Below are 16,195 nucleotides of genomic sequence, written 5' to 3'. Positions count from 1 at the left end.
TTACTTAAGATTGTTACTTGATGGAGATAATATCCCCTTCTCCACCTTTAATCGTGCCGGATTTTTTCAGCGTTACCGCTGCGCCTTCCGGCAAGTTGGAGAAGATCACCGGTGTGATGATCGATGGAGCATTTGCTTTTACATATTCCAGGTCTACTTCAAGGATCGGTTGCCCAGCCATAACCGCGTCGCCTTCGGCAACGAGTACGTTAAAGCCCTGTCCTTTCAGTTTAACAGTATTCACGCCAACGTGGACGAGAATTTCTTTGCCCGCTTCCGACATAATGCCGATCGCGTGCTTGCTCGGGAATACGTTGAACACTTTACCATTTACCGGAGAAGCGATCGTACCGTTCGATGGCAAGATTGCAAAGCCGTCACCTGTCATCTTTTGCGAAAATACAGGGTCTGGTACTTCCGAAATGTTCAGCAGCTCGCCATCCGCCGGCGCTACGATCGTTTCTTCGGTCATTACATTGACCTGTTCCTCGGCAGTCGCTTTCACAGGTTCATTATCTACGCTCGGAGGTGTCGGTCTTGGTGTGCGTCCAGCAATGATGTCCTGCATTTGCGATTTGATCGTATCGGAACGCGTTCCGAAGATCGCCTGGATATTATTACCCACTTCCAGCACGCCGGACGCGCCGAGTGCTTTCAATTGTGCTTTGTCTACTTCTTTTGGTTCTTTAACTTGAATGCGCAGACGTGTAATACAAGCGTCCAAGCTGGAAATGTTTTGCTGACCGCCAAATGCGTCCAAAATTTTACCAGGCAATTCATCTTGTGAAGCAGAGCCGCTACTTCCTTGCGTATCGTTAGCGGTTACGTCTTCACGACCTGGTGTTTTCAAATTGAATTTCCGAATCGCGAACCGGAAACCGAAGTAGTAAATAACAGCCAGAATCAGACCGACGATAATGACGTCCCACCACGGGGTACGGTTCGGAATGACGCCGAACAGAATAAAGTCGATCAGACCGCCGGAAAAGGTCATCCCGATTTTGACGCCCAAAATTTGCATCGTCATAAATGACAGACCTGCGAAGATCGCGTGAATTCCGAACAGCACTGGAGCTACGAACAGGAATGAGAATTCCAGCGGTTCGGTAATACCGGTCAAGAACGAAGTCAATGCCGCAGAAGCCATAATACCGGCGACATACTTTTTGTTTTCCGATCTGGATTCATGATAGATCGCCAGTGCCGCAGCAGGCAGACCGAACATCATGAACGGGAATTTACCAGTCATAAATGTACCGGCTGTAAATGGCACGCCATCACGAAGTTGCGCCATAAAGATGTTTTGGTCACCACGTACGAGTTGTCCTGCTTTGTTCACATACTCACCGAATTCAAACCAGAATGGCGAGTAGAAAATATGATGCAGACCGAACGGAATGAGCGAGCGCTCAATTACACCGAAAATAAAGGCGGACAATGTTGGGTTCGCATCCACCATATTGTGCGAAACGGTATTCAGGAAACTTTGAATTGGAGGCCATACAACGATCATGACCAGACCGAGTATGAGCGAGCCAACAGCCGTCATAATCGGTACAAAACGTTTACCGGCAAAGAAGCCGAGATATGAAGGCAGTTCGATTTTGAAAAACCGTTTGTACATCGATGCTGCCAAAATACCGACGATAATACCACCAAATACGCCGGTTTGCAGTGTCGGAATACCGAGTACGGAAGCAACGGAGAAATCTTGTTTGCCGACCATATCGGCAGTTACGCCCATTGCGGTACCCATCGTTACGTTCATAATCAAGTAACCGATAATCGCTGCCAGACCGGCAACGCCTTCCCCACCAGCAAGTCCGACGGCAACCCCGACGGCAAACAGTAAGGACAGGTTACTAAATACGATTTGTCCGGAGTTCATCATGACCTGTGCGGTAATTTGAATCCAGTGTGCGTTCAATGCAGGTATATACTGCAAAAAGTCCGGGTTAACGAGCATATTACCAATACCGAGCAGCAAACCTGCTGCAGGTAGAATCGCTACCGGCAACATCAGTGCTCTACCGACTTTTTGCAAAACGCCAAACAGACGTTTAAACAATACAGCCACTTCCCCTCTTGATGATAAAATAGTGTATGTGATGTTCAACAACATAAATAATGGAAGACACGCAAAAAAGACATGAGCAAACAATATATCCATAAAAGTCAAACTGGGTATCAAGAATCAGGATAGACCTGTCCCTGCTTATGCAGTATTGCTTTTCAGATATTTGTAAACTCATGCCTGATCGAATCAGTAACACGTTATATCCGTTATTCATTTGTTGATTACGTTCTGAATTATACCACTGACATTTTCAACCTGCAAGCCTTTTCATTCAAAAATTCAAAAAAACTATTCGTTTTTTTGCACAAACCGTTGCAGATGCATCGTCAAATAACTAACTTCTGCTGCATACACAGGACGACGTAGCCGTTGCTCCATCATTTTGGTCAATTTCCAGGCGAGCGAATACACTTCCGGATATTCAGATTTAAGCATTTCTTCCAGCCGATGCGTTGCCGCTACCTTTTCCCCACGTCGAATACGTTCGATCGCAAACCGCAGATGGGTGAGTAAACGGGAATAATCGAGACTATCGCCAGCAATTTTTAAATCAAGCGCATCTTCAACTACTTTGATCATATCGGCAATTAATTGGGAATGCGATTTGATCTCGGTAATATGCTGATCGGTCAGCGCACTATAAATATGCAGCGCGACAAATCCGATTTCATCTTCTTCCAAACTGATGCCTAGCCGTTTGTTAATGATGTCTAGCGCATGCTCTGCCAGTCTGTATTCGGCAGGATACATTTCGCGTGTCTCGTACAGAAATGGATTTTGCACGGTCATGCCCTGCTCGGCGCGTTTAATCGCAAATGCAATGTGATCGGTTAGCGCAATATGAATATGCTCGTTCAGCGGCGTTTTGCTTTCCTGATTAATATAATGAATGATCTCGTTGATCACTTCGATGATTCGTTCGTCAATCTGCATCGCAAGCTGCTTATACTGCTCTTGCTCCTGCTGATTGGTCAAAATAAACATCTTCTCGACGACATCCAGCGGAATTCGATCGCTCGTCTTGCGGTTAAAACCGATTCCTTTGCCGATCACCACGACTTCTTCATACTGGGGATGATCTGCAATAATTACGTTATTGTTCAGCACTTTAGCTACCTGTAGGCTGCTCACAGTTGCACCCCTTTTACTATCGCCTTATCCCGAATAAGTTACCAAAAATTCACTGCTACGTCAATATAAAACGCCCGGTAGTGCGGCAGCGCAAAGAGGCGGTAAAGCCTTTTTGATCGTGGCTTTACCGCTGTGGAAACAGAAGTGCGAAACATGAAACGTATCATTTGTATGCTGGCTCTGCTAGCTGATTATGAGTAGGAGTTCATTGAAGACAGAAAAAATCATCTTTATTGTCTTGTTTATAGTCTATTAGGTACACAAATAGGCAATCCATTAATCGTTTCTGGTTGTGTACTATACACTGGAAGCTTAACGCGCAGTTCGACAGCATGAAGCTTACGTGCATAGTGGATTATAGATCATACGATCTACTTTGTAACACCGATGACGCTGGCAAGTACGTATGGATAGAACATGATTTAGTAACTCGTCCGATTTTCGATTCCAAGCTCACATGGAAAGGTACGTATGAATGGAACATTATTTAGTGTCCACCATATTTATCGTAGTCGGTGCATCCAGCGGCTGATCGTCCATTCGCTGCGGCTCGGTTGGCAATGTGACATCGACCGGCTCAACAGTCAACATATCTAGCAATTCGGTGCGTGTCGTAGAAGCTGTCGTTTTCATGCCGCTCGTGTGACCCGCAGCAGCTGTGTCTGTAGCGGCAGCTTGACCGGTAAAATTTTTGATCATCGACTCCAAATCAAGACCGGAGACGCTTTTCAGCATATCAGGTGCAGTTGCCATCAATTCGGTCACATAGCTGCTCACACGTGCTGCACCGCCGCTGTCACCTTTGCCGGTATCAACGACGGTCAGCTTATCGATACTGCTGAGCGGGCTGGCGATTTTGCCGGCAAGCTCTGGCAGCATATTCGCCACAATGTCGAGGATCGCTGCCTGACCGTAGTTTTCGAATGCTTCTGCCAGCTTTTGTTTTGCTTCCGCTTCGGCAAGACCGCGCAGACGGATCACATCGGCTGCGGCTGTACCTTGTGCACGCTCTACTTCAGCGACCGCCAGACCGGCAAGACGCTGCTGTTCGGCAGACGCTTTCGCTTCGGTTTCGATCGAATATTGGCGTGCTTCCGCTTCGCGCATTTTACGTGCTTTGTCCGCTTCGGCAGCTTGTTCAACCGCAAAGCGGTCGGCTTCGGCTTTCTTTTTCACCTGTGCATCGTATTGTTTCTCACTGACCGTAATTTCGCGTTCTTTGAGATCGATCTCGCGCTCTTTGCGGACGAGTTCAATTTTCATCTGTTCTTCCATCATAATCTGCTTTGCTTTAGCTTCCTGAATATGGTAGGCTTGATCGGCTTCGGCGCGGGCGGTATCTTGATCTTTTTTGAAGGCAGCGATTTTCAGTTCTTTTTCCTTCTCGGCTTCAGCGATATTCGTATCGCGCAGCAGCTCTGCCTTCTGCCCTTCTTGCTCTGCCTGTGCTTTTTGAATACGGGAATCACGTACTGCTTCAGCTTCAGCAATTTCGGCATCGCGTTTGACCATCGCAATCCGCGGTTTACCGAGCGCTTCCAAATAACCATGTTTGTCGCGCACATCTTTGATCGTAAACGAGACGATTTGCAGCCCCATCTTTTTCAGATCGCGAGCGGCTACGCTTTGTACTTCTTGGGCAAAACGATCACGGTTACGGTACACTTCCTCCACCGTCATCGAGCCCATAATCGAGCGCAGATGCCCTTCCAACACTTCCTGTGCTTCGCTTTGCAGCGCCTGGATCGGCTTGCCCATAAACTGCTCTGCCGCTGTTGCTACATCTTCGACCGAGCTGCCGATTTTAATAATCGCTACTCCGTCCGCCATGACCGGCACCCCTTGCTCGGTATACACTTCCGGTGTGGTCACATCAAGCTTATGTGACAGCAAGGATAGAAACTCCGCCTTTTGAAAGATCGGCCAAATAAAAGCACCACCGCCGCGGACGATTTTGATTTTACGTCCAGAGCCATCATCGGAAATGTTTTTGCTGCCGAGAAATGAACCGGTGACGACCATCGCTTCATCGGTACTTACCGTTTTGTAACGCGCCCAAAACGTAATCCCAAGCATAACGAGCACAACAATTACAACTACCGCCACGATTACAGCTTCATTTATAAATGTCATCGCATTCTCCCCTTTTCGCTCATTTGAGTTCGACTTGCTAGCAGCTTGACCAGCTTAGATTCAATGTCTGATTGACTACATCTTATGCAAAACACATTGGGATTGTAGCAGGAGAATATCAATACTATGCACGATCAAACTGCTTATTTAACGCGGTCAATGTACTAAAACGTATACGCAAAATTAGCGTGTTGGAGCAGCCGTAACTGCGGTTCACAATGTACGAGTTTGCCTATACGCCCTAATGAAATATCGCCATTCTGCCTACTTATTAGTTGGGACAAGGACAAACAGAAATGATGAACGGCTATGTATATACTTATTTACAACACGGTCAAAGCCGTTCCGGTTCAGCGAAAAGCTACGATATAGTTTGAAGCCTGCTGTGGGCAACTGGTGGCAAAGTAGCCTGCACCTGATGGAAAAGCTACGATCTAGCCGAAGCCTAAGCTTAGCCGCTAGCGCAGTATCGATTCCAGTCTGTATAGACGCGGATGAAAAGCTATTATGGTCTAGTGTCTGCGCTTCCATCTGTGCTTTAATTTAAGCTTTCGCCTGTTCCTATCGGCATCGCTTTTGTTTATTGATGTAGCGATGATGACGATGACAACGCTGGCTTAGGCTCAAATTCCGCCACCGCCAGTATGCCGTCTTGCTCCTCGATAATGACGACGCGTACGCCAGCCGCGATCAGCGAGCGATCAAAGCTGGAAGCGATATGCACGACATTGCCGCCTGACAGACGAACCATCACTTCGCCGTAGCCAATCTCCGGCACCGGGATCGTAATTTCACCGATTTTGCCAACTAGCTCACGGATTGAATAGCCTGTCGATACTTCACTATGCTCCATTGGCTTAATATAAGCGAAAAAGACGAGCACAGCGCCGAGTATACCTGCTGCCAGCGAAAATACGAGCACAATCGCTGTAGATAGTGTCGTATATTTGTCCAAAATAATACCTGCCCCGCCAAATACCGTCACTGTACCAGCCAACACGATCGGCTTAACAAAATCAACACCTGGCAACTCTAAACCGCCTAACATATCTCCCAGCCAGTCACCAAATACAAGACTGAACAACGCATAAACCGCTCCGATCAGGAGACACGCCCAATATAGCGTTTCCATAACGGTGTAACTCCTTTCTGTTTATTGCTGTGATCATGCAACGATACGATGCAACCAATACTGCCACTTAATAGATTGCATAATAAGCAGAAAATGGCGATATATCTATAATTACGTATACAAACGATATTGGTTTCATATTTATATAAATTTATCCAATTTTATATGAAAGAAGGATAAATATTGTAATGAGCAGATTACACTCGATCCATCCCAAAAAAGCGATCTGCCACTTACATGAAGTAAGAGCAGACCGCTTTTATTTTAAAATTAGACTGATCGCTAGTCCAACAACGATGTCCACCCGATATAAACTGAACAGGCTTGGAGCACGGTAGCATTGTCAGATTATGTGATCCTGCTAATTATACCTTTACACAGTATAACAGTAGCTATCCATGACTACAGTAATCATACTCTATTATAGGTTCATACCGATGTTGACACTCATCCTCTGTCATTACAGCGACATACGGTAAATTTCGCGCACATCATCCGCTTTCAGCTTGGCGAAATTGCCGAAGGATGGACCGAATTTAAGTGTTTTTTCGACCATGACGTCGATTTGGCTATCGTCGATATCGTAGTCTGCCAGACGGCTAGGTGCGCCGATCGATTTCCAGAAATCGCGCAATGCTTGGATACCTTCTGCACCGACTTGCTCATCGGATTTGCCTGCCGGATCAACATGGAATACGTTTACCGCCAGCTTGGCAAAACGTGCCGGATTCACTTTCAGGTTGTACTGCATCCAGTTTGGGAACAGGATAGCCAGACCACCACCGTGTGGAATATCATACACAGCTGATACGGCATGCTCGATATTATGTGTCGCCCAGTCGCCGGTTACGCCCATACTCAGTACGCCATTCAGCGCCATCGTGCCGGAATACATAATCGTGGAACGCAGCTCGAAGTTTTCCAGATCATTCATTAGCCCTGGCGCCGCTTCGATTACGGCGCGCAGTACCGATTCACAGGAGCCGTCTTGCACCGGTGTGTTTTCTTCCGGGTGGAAGTACGTTTCCAGTACGTGCGACATCATATCTACGATTCCGTATACAGTTTGGTCTTTGGGCAGAGAATAGGTGAACTCAGGGTCCAAAATAGAAAACGCTGGGAACGAGTAGGCGCTACCCCAGCCTAATTTTTCCTGTGTATCCATATTCGTAATGACCGAACCGGAGTTCATTTCGGAGCCGGTCGCCGCCATCGTCAGCACGACGCCGAGTGGCAATGCGTCAGTCGCAGCCGCTTTACGCTCGATGATCTCCCATACGTCTCCATCATATTTGGCACCGACGATGATCGCTTTGGCGCAGTCGATTACACTACCGCCGCCAACCGCAAGCACCAGGTCGATGTTGTTTGTTTTGCACAGCTCTACCCCTTTGTGTACCGTCGTCAGACGCGGGTTAGGTTCCACACCTGCCAGCTCGGTTACATGGGCACCAGCTTCATTTAGTTGGGCAATGACTTGATCGTACAGACCGGAACGTTGGATGCTGCCGCCGCCGTAGACGAGCAGTACATTTTTGCCGTATTTTGAAACTTCACGTGGTAATGTTTCCAGTTGGCCTTTACCAAAAATCAGGCGAGTTGGATTATAAAATTCAAAAGATTTCATCTTGAAAAAAGCCTCCTTCGCAGAGCGATAAGTTAGTTACTGTTTCTTAGCCCTTTACAATTATATACTGTAAACGGTCAAAATCAAAATGTGGATATAACTTTATCTAAAGTTACAAGCTGATCCCGATTCTGGTATATTTGATGCCTACAAATTACATGTGCCCATTTTTACCTATACGTAATGTGGCACAACAATTGGTCATTCATTATACGCAATATACAGTACGCAAAATTTGCATAATACTACCCATCCTATACTTTCCCAAAAAATTTCAAACAATTATATTTTAATAAACTTATCTATTCATTTTAAATCAATTCCGTTTCACTTCCATATTCGTTTTGATCTCAGCCAGCACAAAAAGTCACGCTGCGGCTATGTTGGGATCGCAGCATGACTTTTGTGTTATTGGTGTTATTGTTCATTACGCAATAGGATACTCAATCGTTCATTTCAACCGATAGCCAGCACTTTCAATAAACCGCTGGAAGCCAGCGCGACCTGCTTCATCTTTTTTGTAAACGCCAGCATGTTCCAAAATTTCGGCAAATTTGCTGCCGACTTGATCTTGAATGATCGCTATCGCTGCATCCTGCTCCAGCTCGGTGCCGTACTGCGTGACTAACTGTTCTGCCCATTCCAGATGATGAATCAGCTTATGATCCGCCACCGTGCGCAGTTCATCCAGCAATACGGTATTGCCTGCTAGAATGGACGCGATTTGATCCAGTTCATCTTTTAAACGCCCCGGCAAAATCGCCAGCCCCATCACTTCGATCAGCCCGATATTTTCACGTTTAATATGGTGCATTTCGCGATGCGGATGGAAAATACCGTCCGGATGCTGCTCGTTCGTACGATTGTTGCGCAGCACCAAGTCCATCTCGTATTGCTCACCACGGCGACGAACGATTGGAGTGACCGTATTGTGGCGTACCGGATTGCCGTCTGCATCCAGTGTGGAAGCGACAATATCCACTTCGGTATCGCTGTACACTTTCCATGCTTCATACATATCGTTAGCCGTTTCCAGCAGCAATGTATCGTTGGCAGCACGCAAACGAATGACAGACATCGGCCAATTGACAAGCTCCAGTGTAATGTCTTCATGCTGTTGATGACGATACGTCTGTTCAACCGCAGCGTTTTCGATCGGGAAGGTATGACGACCACCCTGGAAATGATCATGGGTCAAAATCGAGCCACCGACGATCGGCAGATCGGCATTAGAGCCGAGAAAATAATGCGGAAATTCACCGACAAAATCGAGCAAACGACGGAATGTATGCTTCGTAAGCTGCATTGGCACATGATCATGATGGAATACGATACAATGCTCGTTGTAATACACATAAGGCGAATATTGTAGAAACCATGCTTCACCGCTCAACATAAGCGGAATGACGCGCAAGTTTTGACGTGCTGGATGGTTAATTCGTCCGGCGTAACCGACATTTTCGCGGCATAACAAGCATTTTGGATACGATGGCGGTGGCAGCAGTTTCGCTTGGGCGATTTCAGCTGACGTTTTCTCCGGCTTGGACAAATTGATCGTCATTTCCAGTTCGCCATAGTCGCTTGGCTGTTTCCAATATACATTTTTGGCTACCCGATCCATACGGATGTAGTTGGAATGGATCGATAGCTGGTAAAACTGATCCGTTGCCGATTCGATCCCTTCACGATCGAGCGTATCAAAGAAATCGGCGGTCACTTCGGATGGACGCGCCATTAACAGCCCCATAATTTCCGCATCCAGCAAATCGCGGTACGTATCGGTATTTTCCGGCAACATGCCGATACTGTACGCATAATCAATGATACTATCGATCATCGGCTGTGGTGAAGCGGCAGGCTCGCCTTGATCAACACTTGCCAGCAGTGGCACATTAGCATCGTATGGCTCATCAAAACGGAATTTACTAAGCAGCAGATTGCGACCATAATCCAGATCGGCAACTTTAAGCAATTGTTTGTCAAACGCGAATTTGACCAGTTCATCGATAGCCAGCAATGCCGCGCTTTGTTCGGTCGTACGCGTCGGATTATTCATGGCTGTCATATCCTTGCGGTTTCGATTCATGCCATTGCCAGGCGCTGGCGATAATATTTTCCAAACTGTCATGTTGTGGCGTCCAGCCGAGCACGGAGCGCGCTTTGGCGGAAGACGCTACAAGTACAGCCGGGTCACCGCTACGGCGCGGCTCGATCACGGCTGGAATATCGCGGCCGGTTACTTTTTTCGCGGTTTCGATCACTTGTTTGACAGAGAAGCCTTGACCGTTACCGAGGTTAAAGGCACTGCTTGCGCCGCCATCAGCAAGATACTCTACCGCTTTCAGATGGGCATCCGCCAAATCACTTACATGGATATAGTCACGCACACAGGTGCCGTCCTCTGTCGGATAATCGTCACCGAACACGGAGATGTGTGGGCGCTGTCCGAGCGCGGTTTGCAGCACGAGTGGCACCAGATGCGACTCCGGACGATGATCTTCACCAATTTTGCCGCTAGCATGTGCACCTGCTGCATTAAAATAACGTAGGGCGACATAGCGAATACCGTGTGCTTTATCAAACCAGGACATCATGCGTTCCATCACCAGCTTTGTTTCACCGTAGACGTTCGCTGGCTCGGTGCGATCTGTTTCTTCGATCGGCACTTTGTCCGGCTCGCCGTATGTTGCCGCCGTGGAGGAAAATACGATATTGTTCACGCCTGCTTTGTTCATTTCTTCAAGCAGACACATCGCTCCGTAGACGTTGTTGTCGTAGTATTTGGCAGGGTTTTGCATACTTTCGCCTACGAGTGAGCTAGCGGCGAAGTGAATGACAGCTGTAATGTTATTTTCCGCAAAAATACGTGCTAACAACGCTTTATCACGCAGATCGCCTTCGTAAAAATTGCCGCCTAGCACCGCTGCACGATGTCCTGTTAGCAAATTATCGATCACGACTACATCTTCGCCGCGCTCCAGCAGTTCTGCCACCGTATGTGATCCGATATAGCCTGCTCCACCTGTTACCAAAATAGCCATTGTTATTTCCTCCTGCTCCATTATGATGTGTACGATGACATGTATTGCCCGCTAAGCTTCGGTTTATGTCTGTCTCTATAGAGCATACCGTATGACCGGCATACTTGTAATCCGTTCCGTTCTCTCCTTGCATCCGTTACTGTGGATGCGCTCCTATATGTGTACGTTTTGCGATGATTGCCATTCCGTCACGCCATCGCCAGCCGAGCAGACATAAAAGTCTGCCTTCAAGCCGGTGCGTGCTTCATAGGCAGCTCCCACTTCCGTCAGGAACGTCCCCACCGCGTCTTCGTGTACGAGCGATACGGTGCAGCCACCAAAACCTGCGCCGGTCATACGCGAGCCGATCGTACCGGAAATACGGCGCGCTTCTTCAACCATCACATCCAGCTCCGTACAACTCACTTCGTACAGATCGCGTAGCGATTCGTGCGAATCGTTCATTAGTTGACCGAAACGCAGCAGATCATCGTCTTGCAAAGCCTGTGTAGATAACAGCACACGTGCATTTTCCTCAATGACATGTCGGGCGCGCTCACGTACGACACGATCTGTAATTTGCTCTTGCAGCAGCTTAAATTGCTCCGGCGTTAGCTGTGCCAAATAATTCAGATTGTCCACATATGGCTGCAAAGCGGTCACTGCAGCTTCACACTGGGAACGACGTTCATTGTACTTGGAATCGACCAAGCCGCGACGTTTGTTTGTATTGCCGATCACGATCCGATACTGCCCGGTGCGAAAAGGCACATGTTTATATGTGAGCGTATCACACATCAGCAAAATCGCATGATCTTTCAGTCCATTGGCAACGGCAAATTGATCCATAATGCCGCAGTTGACACCGACAAATTCGTTTTCCGCCTGCTGGGCAAGTACAGCAATCCCAACAGTATCAATGTGACCTTGCTCCATACTGAGCACCGCATAACCGGTCACGACTTCGATCGAAGCGGAAGACGAAAGTCCAGAGCCATTCGGGATATTACCGAAGAACAGTAGATCGTAGCCGCTCGTAAGCTGTGTTCCTGTTTGCTTGAGTACCGTCATAACACCAAGTGGATAATCCATCCATTTGCCTGTACGTTCATTGCCGATGGAATCTACGCTAAACTGTCCTTCCAGCTCCGGAAAATTAACCGAAGCGAGTCGAATCCATCCGTCCGTATTGGCGCGAATAGCAAGCGCTGTTCCGAATTCCAATGCAGCTGGCAGCACATAGCCGCCATTGTAATCGATATGTTCGCCAATTAGATTGACGCGACCAGGGGCATGAAAGACACGAATGTCGCCGCCTGCACCGTATTTATTTATAAATGCCTGTTTCATCTGTTGCTGATCCATGAGTCAATTCCACCTTATTCATCCATATTCATCGGTTATGTCCGTCATTCATCTTGCTTCGTTCTGATAGTAGTATAGCCTGAAAACGTTAATTTGCGTAATGAACAGATGTGCTGTTTATATGGATAAATGTGACTTCGGAATTGTATAATGATATCAACTTAGTATGACGAGCCGATGAACATTCGAATGAATTACAGCCAAGACCATCCCAACTTTATTCACTCTCACCTATAAAGGAGGCAGTTTGCGATGCAACATAAATTTTATCAGGTCGCACCGAATCCGGTTTTTCATGCTTCCGGTTCACTGTATGTGTTATTCACCGGAGAAAGTCAGACGGCTCCGGCTCATCGACTTGGGCCGAAAATTTATGATTATTATTTGTACCATTATGTAGCAGAGGGGCGTGGTCAGTTTATTACCGAAGATCGTACATATAAGCTCAGCAGCGGCGATTCCTTTCTCATTCATCCAGGACAACTCGTTAGCTATGTATCGGATCAGCAACAGCCGTGGCATTATCATTGGGTCGCTTTTGCTGGTGAACAGGCAGATGAGCTAGTGCAACAGGCAGGTTTTCGTGCAGACGCTTCTGTGGCGCGACGTAGCCAGCAACTGGGTTCAAGCGAGATTGGCACTTATTTGGGCGCGATGCTACAAGCTTTTTATACGCAAAAAGACAGTTCCGATCTGGCAGCACTCGGCTATCTGCACCTTATTATGGCAGCGGCAAGTGAGCAATTAACTCAGCAAGCGGCGCTACCAGGCGCGGAATCGGTAACACGCCGGACGGTCAAACAGATGATCCACTATATGTCCAGCCAATATGCGCATCCCGTCTCAATTGAACATATGTGCAGCAGCATCGGTTATAACCGTGCGTATATGTCGCGCATTTTCAAAAAAGAAACCGGGATGACACCGGTCACCTATTTGCTTAAGCTGCGTATCGATAAAGCGCGCCAGCTACTGCGCGAACGCCCGGAGTTGTCCACCCAGCAAATTGCCGCTTCAGTCGGATTAACAGATGCACTGTATTTTTCCAAACAATTCCGCCGCTTTTATGGCGTATCGCCTAGTCAGTATCGCATTTCGATTCAGCCGCCGGGTTAAAGGTGAGCGGATTTTTATTATCCGAGGTTAGCTACAGTTCAGCACCGGTGCGAATCAATATCGTACAAATCAATATCGGTTGAAAAATATCCACTCGACCGTTCACCATACTTGCTCCAATGCTACCAGTGGATTGGCGATAAAGTCGTTCCAACTGGCAAGTGAATGGTACTCTTGATGCTCCACATCGTAAGCGCCGATTCGGCGTGAAGCTGGATGCCAGACGATATATAAATCTCCATATGGATCGACTTGAGCAGACAGCCGTAATAACCGAGTACGTCCTATCTTCATCTCGATCGTATCGATGAGCTTAAAAAATTCGATCCTGCCAACATGATACGCATGCTCCGATGACATCACTACAAGCGGCTCATCACCGCTAAGCGCTTCGATCAGCGCCGCTGGCAGCTTATAATTTCGCAAAGCATGCAGTTTGTTGCTCAAATCATGAAATTCCGGTGGCTCCAAACTTTGAATATAGGCTGCCAACTCTGCATTTTTTCGGGTAAGTGCAATCGTATACGCTCGTTCACCATCGGTTTCGCCAATCGTCACATCTGCACCATGCTCAATCAAATAACGGGCAATCTTATCATGTCCATATCTTACCGCTACGGTGAGTGGAGTCGATCGATGAGGAAAAACTTGATTAGGCTCGTTATAATTAATATTTACACCTTGCTCCAGCAAATACTCGATCATTTTGAGATCATAATCCATGACTGCTGTTCGTAGTACCGCTCCCGCATGCTCACAAATATCAAATCCCAGCTCATGGATAAGCGGAATATGCTGTTTTTTGCCATAGTAAGCCCTATCGTACACATTCGAATTCAAGTGATTTCGTAGTTCCATCTTTGCGCCTGCCGCATATAGCCTACGTATATCTTGCTCACTCGCATACTCTACCGCAGTCAACATAGAAGGATGTTGGCGATCGTTAAGCTCTGCCCCCTGCTCTAACAATGCTTCCACCATACCGCTCTGACACATGATCAAAGCAAGCTCCAACGGTGTTAACCCGATACGTTCAAACGGTCGATTCACATCGGTATGCTCACCTGCTGCCCAAGCATCGCGCAACTGTTGCAGCTGTCCCTCATAGATTAACATAGCCAATTCAGGCAGTTGCTTGTATTTGCCTATACCTTTGATGTTATACATTCTGTTTGCCTCCTTCATATGCTGCTGCAGTTCCTGTTTCTATTGTCCTTGTTTGCACTAAAAAATACAATCTATAACAAAATAGCCCTATCCGAAAGGCACCTCAGCAGGCGCATAACAGATCGGGCTATACAGTTCAGTTGCAATATAGACACGAACACGGTTTTCACAACAAAGCGAATGATTGCTCTTGATCTCACTTAAGACAGGTATATTCCCATTCTGACCTCTTAGTAAACAAGCTTAATATCATCCTACATTGCGCTACTAGCGCAACATCCCCAACTGCAACAATTCACACCTGCTTCACCTTATTCCGAATGCTCAGCAGCAGCTTTCAAAATCGTTTCAATCCGCTGCAATTCTTCAGCGGAAAATTCCAAGTTGTCCAGTGCAGCGATATTTTCCTCAATTTGCGATACGCGGCTGGCACCGATCAGCGCGGAGGTGACTTTTCCGTTACGCAGCACCCATGCCAGCGCCATTTGTGCCAAACTTTGACCACGCGCGGCAGCGACTTGATTGAGTGCGCGCACTTTACGTACCGTTTCCGGTGTAATCTGGTCTTTGCCGAGGAATACCGAGGAACTTGCCGCACGTGAATCTTCCGGCACGCCATTCAAATATTTGCTCGTCAGCACACCTTGTTCCAACGGGCAAAAAGCGATGCTGCCTGCGCCGATCGTCTCCAGCTCATCTTGCAAACCGTTTTCGATCCAGCGATCCAGCATCGAATAACGTGGCTGGTGAATCGTGAGCGGTGTACCTAGCTCGTTTAAAATGCGTGCCGCTTCGCGTGTTTGCTCGGCAGAATAGCTGGAAATGCCTACATACAGCGCTTTACCAGAGCGTACGATATGATCCAGCGCCAACATCGTTTCTTCAAGTGGCGTATCCGGGTCAAACCGATGCGAATAGAAAATATCAACATAGTCCAGTCCCATCCGTTTCAAGCTTTGATCCAGACTGGAGACGAGATACTTACGGGAACCCCATTCTCCGTACGGGCCTGGCCACATATAATAACCGGCTTTGGTCGAAATGACCATCTCATCTCGATAAGGAGCAAAGTCTTGACGCAACACTTGACCGAATGTTTCCTCCGCCGAGCCTGGTGGCGGCCCGTAATTGTTCGCCAGATCAAAATGGGTAATGCCTAGATCAAAAGCGCGTGTTAGCATCGCGCGCGAATTTTCCAGCGTATGTACACCGCCAAAATTATGCCACAGACCGAGTGAAATCGCCGGCAACTTTAATCCTGAACGTCCGGTACGGTTATATTTCATATTGTCATAACGTTGTTCTGAAGCTACATAGACCACAATCATCCCAACCTTTCCGGTAAATAAAATCGCTATCTATATCCCCACAAATCATAACGGAAGCGTTATCATTATGCAAATAAATTTGCTCGCTTAGCGTATGAC

Annotated in this window: 11 protein-coding genes; 1 reads left to right on the top strand and 10 read right to left on the bottom strand. The window is 47.3% G+C overall.

Annotated elements, in window-relative coordinates; genetic code table 11:
- Positions 1-13: 13 nt before the first annotated feature.
- The 8 genes from ptsG to U1I11_RS05745 all read right to left on the bottom strand — a co-directional run bounded on the left by ptsG (position 14) and on the right by U1I11_RS05745 (position 12,485).
- Complete coding sequence (gene ptsG / locus U1I11_RS05780) at positions 14-2,068, bottom strand: glucose-specific PTS transporter subunit IIBC (RefSeq protein WP_322905729.1); 2,055 nt, start codon at positions 2,066-2,068, stop codon at positions 14-16.
- A 297-nt stretch (positions 2,069-2,365) separates the two neighbouring features.
- Entirely contained in the window at positions 2,366-3,208 is an 843-nt protein-coding gene (gene glcT, locus U1I11_RS05775; RefSeq protein WP_322904639.1) for a glucose PTS transporter transcription antiterminator GlcT, read from the bottom strand.
- A gap of 483 nt (positions 3,209-3,691) precedes the next feature.
- On the bottom strand, positions 3,692-5,341 hold the full coding sequence (locus tag U1I11_RS05770; protein ID WP_322904638.1) for a flotillin family protein: 1,650 nt from the start codon (positions 5,339-5,341) through the stop codon (positions 3,692-3,694).
- A 580-nt stretch (positions 5,342-5,921) separates the two neighbouring features.
- Positions 5,922-6,473, bottom strand: coding sequence for an NfeD family membrane protein (locus tag U1I11_RS05765; protein WP_322904637.1), 552 nt, complete (start codon positions 6,471-6,473; stop codon positions 5,922-5,924).
- Between the two features lie 460 nt (positions 6,474-6,933).
- Positions 6,934-8,100: an iron-containing alcohol dehydrogenase gene (locus tag U1I11_RS05760; protein WP_322904635.1), complete on the bottom strand. Its 1,167-nt coding sequence runs from the start codon at positions 8,098-8,100 to the stop codon at positions 6,934-6,936.
- A gap of 451 nt (positions 8,101-8,551) precedes the next feature.
- Entirely contained in the window at positions 8,552-10,156 is a 1,605-nt protein-coding gene (locus tag U1I11_RS05755) for a UDP-glucose--hexose-1-phosphate uridylyltransferase (protein ID WP_322904634.1), read from the bottom strand.
- A complete protein-coding gene (gene galE, locus U1I11_RS05750) occupies positions 10,149-11,141 on the bottom strand; it encodes a UDP-glucose 4-epimerase GalE (protein WP_322904633.1) in 993 nt (330 codons plus the stop codon). Before galE ends, U1I11_RS05755 begins: the two co-directional genes overlap by 8 nt.
- A 153-nt stretch (positions 11,142-11,294) precedes the next feature.
- Complete coding sequence (locus tag U1I11_RS05745) at positions 11,295-12,485, bottom strand: galactokinase (RefSeq protein WP_322904632.1); 1,191 nt, start codon at positions 12,483-12,485, stop codon at positions 11,295-11,297.
- Between the two features lie 252 nt (positions 12,486-12,737).
- Here U1I11_RS05745 and U1I11_RS05740 point away from each other — a divergent pair, with 252 nt between their 5' ends.
- Positions 12,738-13,601: an AraC family transcriptional regulator gene (locus tag U1I11_RS05740; protein WP_322904631.1), complete on the top strand. Its 864-nt coding sequence runs from the start codon at positions 12,738-12,740 to the stop codon at positions 13,599-13,601.
- Between the two features lie 102 nt (positions 13,602-13,703).
- Here the strand turns inward: U1I11_RS05740 and U1I11_RS05735 are convergent, their stop codons facing one another.
- Positions 13,704-14,768, bottom strand: coding sequence for an ankyrin repeat domain-containing protein (locus U1I11_RS05735; protein WP_322904629.1), 1,065 nt, complete (start codon positions 14,766-14,768; stop codon positions 13,704-13,706).
- A gap of 311 nt (positions 14,769-15,079) precedes the next feature.
- Positions 15,080-16,090 carry an L-glyceraldehyde 3-phosphate reductase gene (mgrA, locus tag U1I11_RS05730; RefSeq protein WP_322904628.1) on the bottom strand — a complete coding sequence of 337 codons (1,011 nt, stop codon included), beginning with the start codon at positions 16,088-16,090 and terminating at the stop codon, positions 15,080-15,082.
- Positions 16,091-16,195: the final 105 nt, after the last annotated feature.

Source organism: Paenibacillus campi (assembly GCF_034659835.1).
GTDB classification, from domain to species: domain Bacteria; phylum Bacillota; class Bacilli; order Paenibacillales; family Paenibacillaceae; genus Saccharibacillus; species Saccharibacillus campi.
The sequence above is the reverse complement of the archived record's forward strand: the minus strand, read 5'-3'. Positions and strand labels throughout refer to the sequence as shown.